Source organism: Enterobacter cloacae complex sp. 370H10, from assembly GCF_050031535.1.
Lineage (GTDB): Bacteria > Pseudomonadota > Gammaproteobacteria > Enterobacterales > Enterobacteriaceae > Enterobacter > Enterobacter intestinihominis.
The window spans coordinates 2,501,045-2,515,186 of the sequence record NZ_JBLGWG010000001.1; the positions used below are offsets into that span (position 1 = coordinate 2,501,045).

The window sequence follows — 14,142 nt, forward strand, 5'->3', positions numbered from 1 at the left end:
CGGTAAGGCGTAGTCGCCACCGGGCTATTTCCCTGCCTGCGGATGCGTATCAAACCCTGCCATTACTGCCGTCAGCTCTGCCAGTGTAAAGCCGTGCTTCGGGTCATCAACGCCCAGGCCAAACCGCTCCTGCATCAGCTTATATAGCGCCTCCGCATCCGGCAAATGGATCTGCTCCTCCACATGACCGTTCTGCCAGTGGGTAAAATTGAAGTTGGTCAGCGTCAGCTTGCCCCCGTCCGGCAGGTGGCGACACATCAGCAGGTGATGACGAAAATGGGACTGAGGCCAGTGCGCCGACCAGAAGTTACCCATCACGTAATCGTTGAAGTACTGCGTCCCCAGGTCAAATTGGTACATTGACTGCCAGTGCTCGTGATGGCGGAATTGCAGTACCCAGTCGTTACCCTCACTCAGCAAACGATAGCACCCGTGCGGGGTTTTCTGCTCCTCGTTGGCGATCAAACGAATCGGCGCCGTCAGCGTTTGTCCGCCAAATCCTACATCAGCGATCCAGCGCTCGCCGTTCAGCTCAACCAGCAGCAACCGGTGCGTGCGCGGCGGCATCTGCGACGGATTCGCCAGCACAACCCGCCCCAGCACGCTGCGTACTGTAAACCCAACTTCGCGCAACACCCGTTCAAACAGGCCATTTTGCTCGAAGCAATATCCCCCCCGACGCGCGGTGACCAGTTTATCCACCAGACACCCGTCGTCCAGATGAATTTCCCGCGGCAAAACGACGTCAATATTTTCAAACGGGATCGCGCAGTTATGGTGTAAATGGAGCCCCCGCAGGGTATCGATATTAACCTGTACGGGCTGCTGCCAGCCCGTGCGGGCAAAATAAGCACTCAGAAATGGGGACATGATTTGCTCCATGATGTGATATCCCCTGTTTATAAACTATTTTCCCTTATGCATATGCGCAAAAGTGCTTTTTCGGCATACTCATCGTGTACATGAGGAGATCCTATGAGCCACTTTCGTCCTGTTGAATTACGTCATGCCAGCCGTCTTCTGAATCACGGTCCAACCGTGCTCATCACCAGCCGGGATGAGACCATCGATCGTCGCAACGTCATGGCCGCCGCATGGTCTATGCCGGTGGAATTTGAACCCCCGCGTATCGCGATTGTGGTAGACAAAAGCGCGTGGTCACGGGAGTTGATCGAACGCAGCGGGAAATTCGGTATTGTGATCCCCGGCGTAGCGGCAGCCAACTGGACCTGGGCGGTCGGCAGCGTCAGCGGGCGCGACGAGGATAAATTTAACTGCTACGGGATCCCGGTTATTCATGGCCCTGAGCTTGGTCTGCCGGTTATAGAAGAGAAATGTCTGGCGTGGATGGAGTGTCGGTTATTACCTGTCACTTCTGCGGCCGAGAAATATGACACCCTGTTTGGCGAAGTGGTTTCCGCCGCGGCAGATGAACGCGCATTTGTCGCCGGACGCTGGCAGTTTGACGGGGATAAGCTGAATACGCTGCATCATCTGGGGGCCGGGACGTTTGTGACGAGTGGGAAGATGGTGAAGGCGCTGGATTAACGCATCTCAAAAAAGAAAAGCCCTCTTCCTGAGGAAGAGGGCTTTTTATTACTTAACGCGCTTCGCAATAATCTCATCCGCCACATTCCGCGGAGCTTCCGCAAAATGATGGAACTCCATCGTATACGTCGCGCGCCCCTGGGACATCGAGCGCAGCGTGGTGGCGTAGCCAAACATTTCAGCCAGCGGGACGTCAGCGCGAATAATCTGGCTGCCGTACTGCTCTGCCATCCCCTGCACCATGCCGCGGCGGGAGGAGAGATCGCCCATAATGTTCCCGGCATACTCTTCCGGCGTTTCCACCTCAACGTGCATCACCGGCTCAAGAATAACCGGATCCGCCCGCCGCGCGCCCTCTTTGAAGCCGAGGATCGCCGCCATGCGGAAGGCCATCTCCGAGGAGTCAACGTCATGGTAGGAACCAAACGTCAGGGTCGCTTTCACATCGACAACCGGATAGCCCGCCAGCACACCCGTATTCATGGCTTCTCGCAAGCCTTTTTCCACCGACGGGATGTACTCCCGGGGCACTACCCCGCCTTTGGTGGCATCTTCAAACACAAAACCACTTCCGGCTGCTAACGGCTCCAGACTCAGGACCACATGACCGTACTGCCCTTTCCCGCCGGACTGTCGGACAAATTTACCTTCAATATCCTTCACCGCTTTACGCAGGGTTTCACGGTAGGTGACCTGCGGACGACCAATGTTTGCCTCAACGCCAAACTCACGCTTCATGCGGTCAACGATGATTTCGAGATGCAGTTCGCCCATCCCGGAGATAATGGTCTGACCGGACTCTTCGTCCGTGTGCAGACGGAAAGACGGATCCTCCGCCGCCAGACGCTGTAGGGCGATCCCCATTTTCTCCTGATCGGCCTTGGTTTTCGGCTCAATCGCCAGCGAAATAACCGGGTCCGGGAACTCCATCCGTTCAAGGGTGATCACCGCATTCGGGTCGGTCAGCGTGTCACCGGTGGTGACGTCTTTCAGCCCGACACAGGCTGCGATATCCCCTGTGCGCAACTCGTCCACCTCATGGCGGTCGTTGGCATGCATCAGCACGATGCGCCCGATTCGCTCTTTTTTGCCCTTCACCGGATTATAAACCGCGTCGCCTTTGCGCAGTATGCCGGAATAGACGCGAATAAAGGTCAACTGTCCGACGTACGGATCGCTCATCAGCTTGAAGGCCAGCGCAGAAAATGGTTCATCATCGCTTGGGTGGCGCTCAGCGTGCTGTCCATCTTCGTCTACCCCATCAATAGCGGGCACGTCCAGTGGAGACGGCATCAATTCAATCACCGCGTCGAGCATGCGCTGCACACCCTTGTTCTTGAAAGCGCTGCCGCACAGCATGGGCTGTATTTCACCGGAGATAGTCCGGATCCGCAGCCCTTTGATGATTTCCGCCTCATCCAGTTCGCCCGTCTCAAGGTACTTATCCATAAGCTCATCGCTGGCTTCTGCCGCAGACGAGACCATTTTTTCTCGCCACGTCTGCGCGGTACTCAGCAGATCGTCGGGCACCGGCGCGTAGGTGAACGCCATGCCCTGGGTCGCATCATCCCAAAGAATGGTGCGCATCTTGATGAGATCAACCACGCCGGTGAAGTGTTCCTCTGCGCCCACTGGGATCACAATCGGGACCGGATTAGCTTTCAGCCGCTCCTGCATCATCCGCACCACGCGGAAGAAATCCGCACCCGGGCGGTCCATTTTGTTGACGAATGCCAGACGCGGGACGTGATATTTATTCGCCTGACGCCAGACGGTTTCCGACTGCGGCTGCACGCCGCCGACGGAGTCATAAACCATCACCGCGCCGTCGAGCACACGCATGGAACGTTCCACCTCAATGGTGAAATCCACATGCCCGGGGGTGTCGATAATATTGATGCGGTGCGGTTCAAAGCCTCTGTCCATGCCGGGCCAAAAACAGCTCACCGCCGCCGACGTAATGGTGATCCCGCGCTCCTGCTCCTGCGCCATCCAGTCGGTGGTTGCCGCGCCATCGTGTACTTCACCCAGCTTGTGGCTCATCCCGGTGTAAAACAGGATGCGCTCAGTGGTGGTTGTTTTGCCCGCATCGATATGCGCGGAGATACCGATGTTGCGATAACGTTCGAGTGGAATGGGTCGGGGCATGATATTTCCTTACGTCTTCATGACGGGTTTGTGACGACCAGGATAGTCGCGTGTTTGTTCGTTTGTTATAATAGTCCTATTGTACGAGTATTATCGAACTATTTTTTAACGGTTGACCTATTGTTGATATAGCTCAATCTCACGCGAGACGCAGGAAAACGATGATCCCAAACCACCCGGAACCTGAACAAATACTGCTGGAAAATGTGCTGTTCGCCCTCGGCAATCCGCTGCGGCTGGCGATTATTCGACGGCTGGCCGACGGCAGTGAGCTGAGCTGCAACGCGCTGCGCCCGGACGAGGTGGTGAAATCAACCATGACTCACCACTGGCGTGTACTGCGCGACAGCGGCGTGATCTGGCAGCGCCCGCAGGGGCGCGAGAATATGATTTCACTGAGAAGAGAAGATCTGGACGCCCGCTTTCCGGGGCTGATGGCGATCCTGTTACAGTCGAAATCATAAGCGCTCTGACTGTTGCCCTTCGGCCAGCGCGCGCAGCGTAGCTTTGAGCCAGTTCGTGACGCCTCGTTTCCCGCTGCGCTTGTGCGAATAAATTTTTACTTCAAACGGACTGATGTGGAACGGTAAATCAAAAATTTTAATACGGGTAGCTGGCAGCAGCTTTTCAGCGGCGAATCGCGGTAACGCCATCAGTAAATCGCTTTGTGCAATAACAAACGGGGCGCTGAGCATAGACGGGGTTTTGATCGCAATGTGTCGGGTATAACCCATGCGTTCCAGCTGCAAATCCAGCACCCCCTGCTTCTCATTCCACGGCGTAACCACAAGATGCCGGGCGGCGAGATAATCCTCTAGCGTGAGCGCGCTCCGGCTCGCATTGCTAATCACCACATATTCATCTTCGAACCAGCTGATCTCTTCCAGCTCCGGGTACCGGCGATCCTCAATGGTGCTGAATCCCAGGGCCAGATCCACCTCTCCTGCCAGTAATTCCGTCAATGCCGGGCTGTGCGGCAAATATCGTAATTCCAGACGCAAGCCAGGCGCCGCATGTTGAAGCGTATTCATGAGCGCAGGGAATATGCAGAACGCGGTAAAGTCCGTTATCGCGATCTGCAAACACGCTGTACTGACAGCAGGATCAAATTCCGGCTGCGGCGACAGCTCCTGGTCGAGATATTTCAGGGCCGATGCAATAACTGGCGCAAGCTGGGTGGCATAGACGCTGGGACACATTCGATGTCCTTCCCGGTAGAACAGCGGGTCGTTGAGCGAAACACGCAGCCGTGACAGGGCATGGCTGAGCGCCGAGGTGCTCATCGCCAGCTCATCTGCCGCAAGTCGAACGGAACTGTGGCGATAAATCGCGTCAAAAACCGGCAGAAGGTTTAAATCAAGGCGCCTTAAGGCTGGATGCATAATATTCATCATTTATTGATTTCATTGCACTTAATTCTTCTGACATTAGCCTTTATGCTTATCCCCATCAACTACAAACAAAGATAAAGGGAAAGGAATGAGCATTACGATTCGTCAGGCGCGACCTGAAGATGCAGCGGCAATATACGATATGATTTACGAACTCGCAGTCTATGAAAAAGCGCCAGAAGAAGTGGTCACCACGCCGGACGAAATCCGTAAAACGCTGTTTGGTGCAGACAGTAAAACCGAAGCGCTGGTTGCCGAATATGCAGGCCATGCTGTGGGGTATGCCGTTTTTTTCACCAGCTATTCCACCTGGCTTGGTCGCAACGGCATCTATATGGAAGATTTGTATGTCTCCCCGGAATACCGCAGCAAGGGTGCGGGAAAAGCACTGCTTAAAAATATCGCGCAATGCGCAGTGGAACGTCACTGCGGCCGGCTGGAATGGAGCGTGCTTGACTGGAACCAGTCTGCAATTGATTTTTATCTGAGCATCGGCGCGGTACCGCAGTCCGAATGGGTACGCTATCGTCTTGATGGCGAGGCATTGCGGGCATTTGCTGAGTAGCAATGCCATCGCGTGAAACGCCCCTCTTTCTAAGGGGCATAATGTCAATGAAAGCGTTGCTGAAGCACGGTATATCTGAGAAAGAGCTTACCGTCTTTTTTTGTTTTCTCTGAGACGCTCAACGATTCAGCGACTGAGGCTCATTCCGGCTGCGTCAGGCTGTAGACAGGGATCCGCCGGGTTGTCATCGTTAGCGTATCAAACACCTCAGTCTCTGACGTCACAATCCTCGTGCCCGTTTTTCTTAGCCTCTGCACATCGGCCGCGATGCGCTGAATGCCAAACCAGAAAAGCCCGTCGAGCGCCGTTACAGATAGTCCATTTTCGAGTGCCAGTTTGAGTCGTTCCCTGGGCGCTTTCACCTGCTGTGCAATTTGCCGGTAAGGTACTTCACTTCCGCCAGTGCTGTCGCTTCGCTGGATCCGCGTTTTCAGGTGATAGGTAAATTCGTCAGGAACACTTTCCAGGTCCTGTTTAAGGCTGTAAACGCAGCCAAACCGCTTGCCGTTGAACAGGGCATTTTTTTGACTGAGCTGGAACTCATTTCTGATCCCATCAATCAACTGCGGGGCGCGGGTGAGGAGTAACCGGAAGGGAAGCTCAAAGCTGGTCACATAATCCACATTCAGCAGCGCGAGACGCAAACGCTCTTCCGCACCGGATTTTTGCTCGCGACACTCGCGCATCACTTCTGCCCACTGGCGGGTCAGTCGTTCTGGCTCGGCGACTTCGGTGAGGAGATATTTTTCAAGGTGATAGTCGACTCTTCCGGTCATATTTTGCATCCCGACAAGGTGGATGCGGTAATTCTATCCAGCGGCGCAGATTTTATAAAGGGCGGAGCGCAACGGCATCCGCCCCCTGTGCTACTGCTGGATACTCGACCGATCCGACATATCGCTGGCAGAGAAAGTTCTGACTGAGGACTGGACCTGTTTTTTTCGCGCATACCGGTCCGGTTGCCCTTCAGGACGCGTTTTGAAGCGACGATGCAGCCACATATATTGCTCGGGTGCCATCATCACCGCACGCTCAATCGCCCTGTTCATCTGCGTAGCCACGGCCACTTTATCGCCTCCCTGCAAGGTATCGCTAATATCGTCCAGGATAATCAGCTCATACCCTGTGCCGTCTGCTTTTCTGCGTGGTACAAACGGGATCACGGCCGGTCTGGCACTTTTCACCAGCATATAGCTCCCGGCAGTTGTCGCGGCGTCCGGGACGGCAAAAAACGGCACAAACACGCTATTCGTTTTTCCATAGTCGTGATCCGGGGCATACCACAGGATCTCGTTTTGCTTAAGCGCGCGGATCATGCCCTTCAAATCGTAGCGGTCGAGCATGGTTTTATTGGAACGCAGACGACCGCGCGTCTGTAGCCAGTCGAGCAACGCATTGTTGTTGGGACGATAGACGCCAATACCCGCGTTGAGCATGCCAAAGATGCGTGCGCCTAATTCCAGCGTGAGAAAATGCATGCCAATGAGCACCACGCCCCTTCCTTGCGCCCTTGCCTGTTCCATATGTTCGTAGCCGGTCACGCTGAAGTGTTTGCGCACGCGCCAGTCAGGCCAGAACCACGCGATGCCCGTTTCGATGACGCCCATTCCAACCGATTCAAAATTACGCTCAAGCAAACGCTCGCGCTCACCCTCTTTCATCTCCGGAAAGCAAAGCTCAAGATTTCGTCTGGCGATTTCCACGCGGCGTGGAAGCATGCGCATAGCCAGACGCCCGAGTCCGTGCCCTGCTTTTAACAGAAGCGAATATGGGAGCTGGACCGTACACCAGAGTGCGGCGATGCCTGCCCAACTGAACCAGTAACGAGGATGAATAAAGGCGAGTGAAAACCGAGGTAATTTTGTCATGAAAAAATTATCCTTTTACTATCTGTACTTAATCTGGTGCAGTTGTAGTGCTTACCTGCTGATTTAACGAATATTGTTCGGAGGAGTGAATTGTAGCGGAAACGTTGTGCTGTTTATTATCGATTTTTGCGAAAGGAATGAAAAGCGGGGATCGCCGGGTGATACTGCACCACCCGGCAGGCGAGTTACATCGAATAGCCGGGCTTCTTAATCAGTTCATCCAGTTTAGGTCCAATCTCGGTATCCCAGACCTGCGCCTTCCAGTCAGCTTCCTGGACTTCGTGAAGCGCCACGGAGATTGAGCGATCTTTGCTGTTCAGATGACGGACTATCGTTTCGGCGATATCCGCCGCCAGGGCCGTTTTTTGTTCGTCAGTCAGATCGCGTGGAAAACATTTGATATCAACGTGAGGCATGGGCAGGGCTCCTTTTATAGGTTAGCGTTCCACGTTATCAGATTATGTCGTTAGCTTTTAGCACCTTGTGCAGTTCTGGCAACGCGCAGACGGCATCCGCGATGGCGGTGATATTAGGTGCGTTGGTGGTAAACCACTCATGACCTGGCCCCCAGGTACGCACGACGGCAATATAGACGTCAAGCAGCGTAAGCTGTTGGCCAAAGGCATAAGGCGAGGCGCTGAGCTGGCTGTCAAACCACAGATAGAGGGATTTCCGGTACTCAATACAGTTTTTCTTCAGCTGTTCCGGGGCATCAGGCACCCAGCGTTCCGGGTAATCTGCATACGTAAAGGTGGGATAGACGTTCGCCACAAACCAGATGAGCAGGCGCTGAAACTGCTGGCGCTCGGCCTGCCCAACGGGCGGCGCGAGGTCGGGTCGTCTGTCGAGCACCATCAGGGCGATCGCCGCGGTTTCCGTCACGATCGCCCCATTTTCCAGCTCCAGCGTCGGCACCTGGCACAGCGGGTTCAGTTTCAACAGCAATTCGCGCTGCGGGCCGGGCTGGTCAAACCCGTCCACGTTGACGAACTGATACGGGATGTCTGCCAGAGTCAGCATCACTTCACTGATTGCCGATCCCCAGCCGGGTACGCCATAGAGTTTGATCATGTTGCCTCCTCAGGGATGAAAACCCTAAGTGTATACCCGTCATACTTCAAGTTGCAGGTGCGTTGGCTGCATTCACTCACCCCAGTCACGTACTTATGTACGCTCCCGGGGATTCGTTCCTTTGCCGCCTTCCTGCAACTCGAATTATTTAGGGTATAGAGCACCATTAGTAGGTTATCCCGGGCGGATTAACGTCTGAAGACGTCACCGCTTCGCCCGCTTCCCCCCAGCGCGCCAGCACCTTTTGATAATCCCCGCGCTTAATCGCACCGTCCAGCGCAGCCTGCAACGCATACACCAGCCCATTGCCTTTTTTGGTTGTGGTGGCGACATAGGCTTTCTTCGGGCCTAATCCCACGACGCGGGTTTTGCCGGTTAACGCGGCTTTGTAGGCCGAAACGGACTGCGGTCCAAAGAAGACATCCGCCCTGCCGGACTGAATATAGAGATTGCCTGAGGCGTCGTCGGTCAGATAAACCGGCAACGCAGGCTCGCGTCCGGCCTTTTTATTCTCTTCGTTCCAGCCCAGCAGAATACGTTCCTGATTGGTGCCTGACCCGACAATCACCTTTTTACCGGCCAGATCTTTCGCACTGGTGATCGACTGTACGTTGCTGGTGGATTTCACCGAGAAGGCCAGGGAATCGACGCGATAGGTTGCAAAATCGAACTTCTCCTTACGTTGCTCGGTGACGGCGATATTCACCAACGCCACGTCATAGCGCCCGGAAGTGATCCCCAGCGGCCAGTCTTCCCACGCCGTTGGCACCAGCTTCAGCTTCAGCCCCAGACTGCCCGCCAGTAACCGGGCGATATCCGGGTCGCTGCCAATACGGGTGCGGTTATCACTGGCCAGCAGCGCCAGCGGCGGAGAATTCAGGGCTGAAATCGCCACCGTGAGGGTACCCGGCTCAACAAATTTATAGTTCGCCGGGATTTTCGCCACTGCCTGTTGATCAACCGTCACCGGCAGCGGCTGTTCGTTGGCCTTTAAATCAATGCTGGCGTGACTCGCTGTCGTGAAGACCAGCCCCGCCAGGAGTCCATATTTCATCTGCGCTCCTTACAGCACTTTTGAGAGGAACTGGCGCGTTCGCGGATGCGACGGTCGGTTTAACACGTCGTCGCTGCTGCCCTGCTCCACAATTTTACCGTCGACCATAAATACCACCTGGTCCGCCACTTCCCGTGCAAAGCCGATCTCATGGGTGACCACCACCAGCGTAGTGCCGGAGCGGGCGAGCTTTTTAATCACGTCCAGCACTTCGCCAACCAGTTCCGGATCCAGCGCCGAAGTTGGCTCATCAAACAGCATCACGCGCGGGCGCAGCGCCAGCGCGCGGGCAATGGCAATGCGCTGCTGTTGGCCGCCGGAGAGGTGACGCGACCAGGCATCGGCTTTATCGCGCAGACCTACCACATCCAGAAGGCTGTAGGCGTTTTCAATAGCCTCTTTTTTACTGAACTTTTTATGCGCGATGGGTGCTTCAACCAGGTTTTCCAGCACCGTAAGATGCGGAAAAAGATTGAAGTTCTGAAACACGTACCCAACGTTGACGCGCTGTTTGAGGATCTCTTTCTCTTTGAGCTCGTAGAGTTTGTCACCCTGACGGCGATAGCCGATGTAATCCCCGTCAATCTGGATAAAGCCTTCGTCTACGCGCTCCAGATGGTTAATAGTGCGCAGCAGCGTCGATTTTCCCGATCCAGAGGGTCCGAGGATCACCGTCACGGAGCCCGGTGGGATCTCAAGCGTGACGTTATCGAGCGCTTTATGTCGGCCAAAAAACTTACTGACGCCGGTTATGGAAATGTGTCCTTCAGGAGAGGCTTGCATGAACGGGCTCCTGTGCTGACGAAGTGGTGACGGAACGCGCGCGGCTGGTCGCCCGGCTCTGGTTTACGGCGGAGCGGCGCTCGCTGCGGGCGAGTCCACGCTCAATAACATGCTGGATGGCAGACAGTACGGTGGTGATCACCAGATACCAGACGGCCCCCACCATCAACAGCGGGATCACCTCCTGGGTGCGGTTGTAGATCATCTGGATCGTGTAGAACAGTTCCGGCATCGCCAGCACGTAAACCATCGCCGTCCCTTTGGCGAGGCTGATGATTTCGTTAAACCCGGACGGCAGGATGGTGCGCAGCGCCTGAGGGAGAATTATGCGCACGGTGCGACGCCACGCGGGCAGACCCAGCGCAGCGGCCGCCTCATACTGACCGTGGTCGACCCCAAGGAAGCCCCCGCGAATGATCTCCGCCGTATAGGCGCTCTGCACCAGCGTCAGCCCCACGATGGCGGTAGAAAACTGCCCGAGAACGTTGATGGTTTCAAAGCTGCCCCAGGTAATGCCGATAAAAGGCACGCCGAGAGAGAGCGTGTCGTAGAGATAGGAGAAGTTATAGAGGATAATCAGTACCACGATCAGCGGCAGCGATCGGAACAGCCAGATGTAACCCCACGCCAGGCTGTTCAACAGCCATGATGACGAGAGCCGAGCCAGCGCCAGCATGCCGCCAATCACCACGCTCAGTACGGTGCTTATCAACGTCAGCAGCAGCGTCTGTCCGACGCCTTCGAGGATCACCGGGTCAAAGAACCAGCGGGCAAATACCGCCCATTCCCAGCGCGGATTAAAGGCCACGGACTGGATCACGACCGCCAGCACAAACAGCGCCACCACGGCGCCAGCAGCGCGCAGCGGATAACGTGCCGGGACCACTTTTATGGTTTCAACGTTGCTCATCGTCGCTCCTTATGCGGTTTTGCTGAGCGCTTCGCGGATCAGCGTCTTGGTGAAACGTAGCCGACCGTCGAACGGCGGCTGGCTATACTCTTCCAGGTCGCGGGTGAGATCGAACTGCGGCTGATACCCCTGACTGAGATAGAGCCGCACCGCCTCCGGCTGACGAAACCCCGTAGTCAGGTAGATGTGGCTGTAGCCCGCCAGCACCGCCCGGCGCTCCAGCTCCTGTACCACGCGCGCGGCCAGTCCCTGCTGGCGCAGCGTTTTATTCGTCCAGATACGTTTGATCTCTGCGGTATGTTCGTCGAAGGGCTTGTACGCCCCGGTGGCGACGATCTCACCCTCGCGCTCCAGGACGATAAACAGCCCCTGCGGCGCCAGGTACCACTCTGTCAGCTCGACTTCCGCATCCTTTGAAAAGTAGTCGCCGTAACGAGCGGCGTACTCACCGAAAAGCCCCGCGATAATGGGCTGAAGATCGGCATCTTCCGGCGAAACGTCACGAAATTGTTCCTGCATAGCGCCTCCTTAATCGCCCAGACCCGCCGGGTTAACTTCGGAACTGGAGATACGCTCCACGCCTTCCCCCCAGCGGTTTAGCACCTTGTCGTAATCTCCGTTCTTGATTGCGCCGTTCAGCGCGGTTTGTACCGGTTCGACCAGGCCGCTGCCTTTTTTCAGCGTCACCGCGATATGCGCCGCCTTCGGCCAGCCGCCGTCGACGCTGCCGACCAGTTTGGTTTTACCGTTAAGCGCCGCTTTCCAGGCGCCGATCACGTTCGGGCCAAAGTAGGCGTCCGCGCGTCCGGACTGAAGCGCCAGCGTTTGGGCCGCGTCGTCTTTGGTGTAGATCGGCGTAAAGGGTTTAAGCCCTTTCTTGAGGTTCTCTTCGTTCCATGCCAGCAGAATGGCTTCCTGGTTGGTGCCGGAACCCACGATGATGCGCAGCCCGGCGATATCCTCTGCCTTCACAAGCGAGTTGATGGGACTGGTCGATTTCACGTAGAAGCCAAGTGAATCCTTGCGATAGGTGGCGAAGTCGAACTTCTCTTTGCGCGCTTTGGTGACGGTGATGTTGCTGATAGCCGCATCGTATTTCCCGGAGGCCACCCCCAGCGGCCAGTCCTCCCAGGAGGTGGGAACCACGTTCAGCTCCAGCCCAAGGCTGTCCGCTACCAGACGCGCAATGTCGACCTCACTTCCCAGCAGGGTTTTGTTGTCGTCGGAAAAGACCGTCAGCGGCGGTTGATTCAGTCCCGCCACCGCCACGGTAAATTTCCCCGGCACGGCAAAGCGATAGTCTTTCGGCAGTTGCGCGATCGCATCGCTGTTTTTGGCGGTATTGATCGGCGTTTTATTGGCCTCAATGCTCACGCCGGTGCCGTTAATATTGACGTTCTCTGCCCAGACGACAGGGGTAAAGGCCAGCGCAAGCGCCAGAATAAGCGATGATTTCTGCATAGCGTTTTTCTCTTTTATTGTTGTGTGAACTGATTTTTGGGCTCGTCTAAGCCCAGACTTTCGCGCAGCGTGGTGCCGGGATAGTCGGTGCGGAACAGGCCGCGCGCCTGTAAAAGGGGGACCACCTGGTCGACAAAGCGCGGGAAGGTGTCCGGCGTACCGCCCTGAATGATGAAGCCATCCGCCGCCTTCTCCTCGAACCAGGCCTGTAAACCATCGGCCACCTGCTCCGGTGTGCCGGAAAAACGCGGGCGCGGCGATGCGGCTTCCAGCGCGACCTGACGCAGAGTTAAGTTGCGCTCACGGGCGTTACGCTTGATTTCATCGGTGGTGCTGCGGAAGCTGTTTTTGCCCAAATCGCCAATATCCGGGAACGGCGCGTCGAGGGAATACTGGCTGAAGTCGTGATGCTCGAAATAACGTCCAAGGTAATTCAGCGCATCATTAATGGAGACCAGTGCCGCCGTGGTTTGATACTGGTTTTCTACGTCATCGGCGTCGTTTCCAACAATCACGCTGACGCCCTGGAATATATGTAAATCCCCTGCGCGGCGGCCGTGACTTTCCAGCTGCTGTTTAACATCGCGGTAAAAAGCCTGGGCTTCTTCCAGCGTGTCATGGTGGGTAAAAATCGCGTCAGCATGTTTTGCCGCCAGCTTTTTACCGTCGTCGGACGCACCAGCCTGAAAGACAATCGGACGTCCCTGCGGCGTGCGGCCAATATTCAGCGGGCCGGAAACCTGGAAGAAATCACCGTGGTGATCCAGAGTATGCAGTTTCGACGCATCAAAGAACTGTCCGCTCTCTTTATTGCGGATAAAGGCATCCCCTTCCCAGGAGTCCCACAGCCCTTTCACCACGTCGAGATACTCATCGGCAATGCGGTAGCGCAGCGCATGCTCCGGGTGTTTTTCGCGGGAGAAGTTCTTCGCTGACCCTTCCAGCGGCGACGTCACCACGTTCCAGCCTGCGCGTCCGTTGCTCAGGTGATCGAGGCTGGCGAACTGGCGTGCAGCGGTGAAAGGCTCGCTGTACGAGGTGGATAACGTGCCGACCAGCCCCAGGCGCGAGGTGATACTCGCCAGCGCGGACAACACCGTCAGCGGCTCAAAGCGGTTTAAAAAATGCGGAATGGATTTCTCGTTAATATAAAGACCGTCGGCCACAAATATAAAGTCGAGCTTGCCCTCTTCTGCTTTTAAAGCCGTTTCTTTGACGAATTCAAAATTAATGCTGGCATCCGCGACCGCCGCGGGATGGCGCCAGGCAGACATATTTCCGGATGCACCATGCAAAATGGTCCCCAGCCGCAATTGACGATGTGCAGACATATTCACCTCAAA

The 14,142-nt window shown here is 55.8% G+C and carries 14 protein-coding genes and 1 pseudogene; 3 read left to right on the forward strand and 12 right to left on the reverse strand.

Translation table 11 applies throughout. The features are described from left to right. Positions 1 to 24: 24 nt before the first annotated feature. On the reverse strand, positions 25 to 870 hold the full coding sequence (nhoA, locus tag ACQG2Q_RS12350) for an N-hydroxyarylamine O-acetyltransferase (protein ID WP_063849083.1): 846 nt from the start codon (positions 868 to 870) through the stop codon (positions 25 to 27). A 105-nt stretch (positions 871 to 975) separates the two neighbouring features. Between nhoA and ACQG2Q_RS12355 the strand changes: the two genes are divergently transcribed. Continuing rightward, on the forward strand, positions 976 to 1,548 hold the full coding sequence (locus ACQG2Q_RS12355; RefSeq protein WP_023300182.1) for a flavin reductase family protein: 573 nt from the start codon (positions 976 to 978) through the stop codon (positions 1,546 to 1,548). Positions 1,549 to 1,596: 48 nt separating this feature from the next. Here the strand turns inward: ACQG2Q_RS12355 and fusA are convergent, their stop codons facing one another. Next, positions 1,597 to 3,696, reverse strand: coding sequence for an elongation factor G (fusA, locus tag ACQG2Q_RS12360; protein WP_023330144.1), 2,100 nt, complete (start codon positions 3,694 to 3,696; stop codon positions 1,597 to 1,599). A 161-nt stretch (positions 3,697 to 3,857) separates the two neighbouring features. Here fusA and ACQG2Q_RS12365 point away from each other — a divergent pair, with 161 nt between their 5' ends. Further along, the gene (locus ACQG2Q_RS12365; RefSeq protein ID WP_022648218.1) at positions 3,858 to 4,160 is read left to right on the forward strand and encodes an ArsR/SmtB family transcription factor; all 303 of its coding nucleotides are present in this window, start codon (positions 3,858 to 3,860) and stop codon (positions 4,158 to 4,160) included. On the opposite strand, the gene ACQG2Q_RS12370 is transcribed toward ACQG2Q_RS12365, so the two are convergent. Further along, positions 4,155 to 5,090 (reverse strand): LysR family transcriptional regulator, encoded by a 936-nt coding sequence (locus tag ACQG2Q_RS12370; RefSeq protein ID WP_063849084.1) that lies wholly within the window; start codon positions 5,088 to 5,090, stop codon positions 4,155 to 4,157. The two genes, ACQG2Q_RS12365 and ACQG2Q_RS12370, sit on opposite strands and share 6 nt — an antisense overlap. Positions 5,091 to 5,175: 85 nt before the next feature. Between ACQG2Q_RS12370 and ACQG2Q_RS12375 the strand changes: the two genes are divergently transcribed. Beyond that, complete coding sequence (locus tag ACQG2Q_RS12375; protein WP_022648220.1) at positions 5,176 to 5,652, forward strand: GNAT family N-acetyltransferase; 477 nt, start codon at positions 5,176 to 5,178, stop codon at positions 5,650 to 5,652. 140 nt (positions 5,653 to 5,792) lie between these two features. Here ACQG2Q_RS12375 and ACQG2Q_RS12380 read toward each other — a convergent pair whose 3' ends face one another. The 9 genes and pseudogenes from ACQG2Q_RS12380 to ACQG2Q_RS12420 form a co-directional block, all read right to left on the reverse strand. Further along, entirely contained in the window at positions 5,793 to 6,428 is a 636-nt protein-coding gene (locus tag ACQG2Q_RS12380; protein WP_426759178.1) for a helix-turn-helix domain-containing protein, read from the reverse strand. Positions 6,429 to 6,518: 90 nt separating this feature from the next. Then, positions 6,519 to 7,520, reverse strand: coding sequence for a Kdo(2)-lipid IV(A) acyltransferase (locus ACQG2Q_RS12385; protein WP_022648222.1), 1,002 nt, complete (start codon positions 7,518 to 7,520; stop codon positions 6,519 to 6,521). A gap of 185 nt (positions 7,521 to 7,705) precedes the next feature. Next, positions 7,706 to 7,936, reverse strand: a complete 231-nt coding sequence (pptA, locus tag ACQG2Q_RS12390) for a tautomerase PptA (RefSeq protein ID WP_022648223.1) — start codon at positions 7,934 to 7,936, stop codon at positions 7,706 to 7,708. A 37-nt stretch (positions 7,937 to 7,973) separates the two neighbouring features. Continuing rightward, the gene (locus ACQG2Q_RS12395; RefSeq protein WP_022648224.1) at positions 7,974 to 8,591 is read right to left on the reverse strand and encodes a glutathione S-transferase family protein; all 618 of its coding nucleotides are present in this window, start codon (positions 8,589 to 8,591) and stop codon (positions 7,974 to 7,976) included. A gap of 166 nt (positions 8,592 to 8,757) precedes the next feature. After that, positions 8,758 to 9,645: a transporter substrate-binding domain-containing protein gene (locus tag ACQG2Q_RS12400; RefSeq protein WP_022648225.1), complete on the reverse strand. Its 888-nt coding sequence runs from the start codon at positions 9,643 to 9,645 to the stop codon at positions 8,758 to 8,760. 9 nt (positions 9,646 to 9,654) lie between these two features. Then, the gene (locus tag ACQG2Q_RS12405) at positions 9,655 to 10,428 is read right to left on the reverse strand and encodes an amino acid ABC transporter ATP-binding protein (protein WP_022648226.1); all 774 of its coding nucleotides are present in this window, start codon (positions 10,426 to 10,428) and stop codon (positions 9,655 to 9,657) included. After that, positions 10,412 to 11,338: an amino acid ABC transporter permease gene (locus tag ACQG2Q_RS12410; RefSeq protein ID WP_063849085.1), complete on the reverse strand. Its 927-nt coding sequence runs from the start codon at positions 11,336 to 11,338 to the stop codon at positions 10,412 to 10,414. The genes ACQG2Q_RS12405 and ACQG2Q_RS12410 overlap by 17 nt, the downstream gene beginning before the upstream one ends. Positions 11,339 to 11,347: 9 nt before the next feature. Further along, on the reverse strand, positions 11,348 to 11,857 hold the full coding sequence (locus tag ACQG2Q_RS12415) for a GNAT family N-acetyltransferase (RefSeq protein ID WP_063849086.1): 510 nt from the start codon (positions 11,855 to 11,857) through the stop codon (positions 11,348 to 11,350). 9 nt (positions 11,858 to 11,866) lie between these two features. After that, positions 11,867 to 14,130: pseudogene (locus ACQG2Q_RS12420) on the reverse strand (NtaA/DmoA family FMN-dependent monooxygenase). Positions 14,131 to 14,142: the final 12 nt, after the last annotated feature.